The organism is Acidimicrobiia bacterium (assembly GCA_016650365.1).
Lineage (GTDB): Bacteria > Actinomycetota > Acidimicrobiia > Spongiisociales > JAENVV01 > JAENVV01.
On the sequence record JAENVV010000238.1, the window covers coordinates 1 to 2,342 of the forward strand.

Annotated in this window: 4 protein-coding genes; all 4 read left to right on the forward strand. The window is 59.7% G+C overall.

Annotated features, from left to right (window positions below; translation table 11 throughout):
- The first annotated feature begins 24 nt into the window (after positions 1-24).
- Entirely contained in the window at positions 25-735 is a 711-nt protein-coding gene (locus JJE47_13810) for a cytochrome c biogenesis protein CcdA (GenBank protein ID MBK5268500.1), read from the forward strand.
- A gap of 40 nt (positions 736-775) precedes the next feature.
- Positions 776-1,366 (forward strand): redoxin family protein, encoded by a 591-nt coding sequence (locus JJE47_13815; protein ID MBK5268501.1) that lies wholly within the window; start codon positions 776-778, stop codon positions 1,364-1,366.
- Positions 1,347-1,742 carry a hypothetical protein gene (locus JJE47_13820; protein MBK5268502.1) on the forward strand — a complete coding sequence of 132 codons (396 nt, stop codon included), beginning with the start codon at positions 1,347-1,349 and terminating at the stop codon, positions 1,740-1,742. Before JJE47_13815 ends, JJE47_13820 begins: the two co-directional genes overlap by 20 nt.
- Before the next feature lie 373 nt (positions 1,743-2,115).
- On the forward strand, positions 2,116-2,265 hold the full coding sequence (locus tag JJE47_13825; GenBank protein ID MBK5268503.1) for a YHS domain-containing protein: 150 nt from the start codon (positions 2,116-2,118) through the stop codon (positions 2,263-2,265).
- Positions 2,266-2,342 lie beyond the last annotated feature (77 nt).

The following is a 2,342-nucleotide window of genomic DNA, read 5'->3' on the forward strand; positions in this document are numbered from 1 at the left end:
GTGCGGAATCATCGGTGGCGGTTGGTGCCGCTGGCCTTTGTATTTGCTGCCGGCGTGGCCACCGTGATGATCCCGGTAACGCTCGGACTCAGCCTGTTGACCGAGAGCTTGCTGCGATACCACGGCCTTGTGTATGGGTTTGGTGCGTTGCTGCTGCTTGTCATGGCGGTGGTCTCGGTGAGTGGCGGGTCCTGGTCGTTGCCGTTCCTGCGCGGGTCACCCGACATCTCTCGCACCGATTCGGCCGGTGTTTACGCGCTGGGGGTGTTCTCTGGAGCAGCCAGCGCATGCTGTGCCCCTGTTCTAGTTGGTGTCCTCACACTTTCGGCGGTTTCGCCCGGGTTTGTTGCGGGGATTGGAATCGGTCTGGCCTACGTATTCGGGATGGTCTTCCCTCTGGTGATCATGACTCTCCTGTGGGACGGTCTGCGACCTGACCGTGAGTTCATCGGCTCAAAACCGGTCTCTCTTCGTCTTGGCCCGATTCGGATTGCGACCACCGTGGCTGGGGTGGCGGCGTCACTGCTGTTCCTGGCCATGTCGATCGTATTGGCGGTTGTGGCCATCACAGGAGCGTCACTCACCCCATCGTTCTCTACCAACCTCGCCGGACGTATCGAGGACGCCGTCGCGCCGTGGATTGCCAGGCTGGCCTGGATCCCGGGGCCGGTCATAGGGCTTGTGCTTATCGGGTTGGCGGTCGGCGCCGTTGCGCTCTCGTCACGGCGCCGATGAGAAACTGACGATATCAAAAGACCTGAAGATGGGAGTTGCCATGACCAAGACATTGACGAAACGGCCAACCGGAAGTGATCGCCGAAAGCGGTGGTTCTCGACGCTGAGGTGGTTCGGGTTCCTGCTCATTCCGGCATTACTGGTTCTGTTGGTTGCGGTCTCAGCTAACACCCCCAAACAGCAAGCCACTCCTGACCGGGCGACTCCGTTTGAACTGGTCGCCACCAACGGACAGATGATCTCGCTTGATGAGGCCTTGGCGGCCGGCGATGCCCTGCTCTACTTTTCGATGGGCACCGGTTGCGACGGTTGCTTCGCGCAAATCCCTGAACTCGAACAGGCGCTAAATGAGCGTGGAATCACCCTTGTACCGATCATGGTCAATCCCCCACTCGCAGTCGCCGCCGAGGCGGCCAGGTTCGGGATCGAAATGCCCATTCTCATTGACGCCGACCTCACCGTGTCGCGTGCCTATGGGATGATCGGTGTCTACGGTCACGCTGACCGACCCAGCCACAGTTTCGCGCTTGTTCGTCAAACCGGCGAGATTGCCTGGGTACGCCACTACGCAGAGATGTTTGTGCCGGCTGAGTCCCTCTTCGATGAACTCGATGCAGCTCTCGGAACCTAGTCCTGACAGCTCAGCTGGCGCTACGGACAGGCGCGGCGGCCGAATTCGCAACGGGCTTGCGGCCATCTGGGGAGGCATCAGCGGTGTCGCCCCACACGTGTTGCATCACGTTGGTCCGTTAGCGGGCGCCGCCATTCTGGCCGGGACGGCCGGACGGGTTCTCTTCTTCTTCATTGGACTCGCCGCGGCGGTACCGATGCTGTTTCGCCTAGCCAGACGGTTCGGAACGTGGGTTGCCCCGGCTATGGCTATAGCGGTATTCGTCGTCGTTTATCTGTTCTCGTCTTTGTATCTCGGTCCGCTTATTACCGACAACTTGGCGAAGCCGTCAGACGTTCCTGTAGTTACCACAACCGTTCATAGTCACGATCACTAGGCTGCCGGCGCGATTGCTGTCATGCCACGGACCCAGGGTGCACGGCGAGCTACGCGACGAAGCGGCGCACCGTCCGACAACATGTCCTCCATTCTTGAACTCGCGACCGATGAATCCCAGCCCTACGTCGGCTCGATGGCAGGTATGCACGATGACTGTGGCGTCACGTGACACAGCCGAGAAGCCACACTTGCCGCTTAGAGGCGAGGCCATTTATCGGTTGGCCCGGATCCCAGAATGGTTAGGTTGAGGTCCAGGCCGTAGAAAAGACGTGGACTTGACCTTCCACACGACTGGAAGGTGTAGAAAGTGGTATACGCCCCCCGGGAAACGCGGGTTTCGGCGATAATTGGGTACCGAGCCAAAGGAGACAATGGTGGCTGCAAAAGATCCTGTTTGCGGGATGACGATCGAAGAAACCGATGCAGTTGGAACGAGTGAGTACGAAGGGACGACCTACTACTTCTGCTCGATGGACTGCAAAGAAGAGTTCGACTCCGATCCCAGCGACTACGCCAGCTAAGTGGCCGCGCTCGGGTCCGCGTTGGCGGTTTTTCTGGCGACCGTACTGGCATTTGGTGTGGCGAGGTGGGCTGGTGA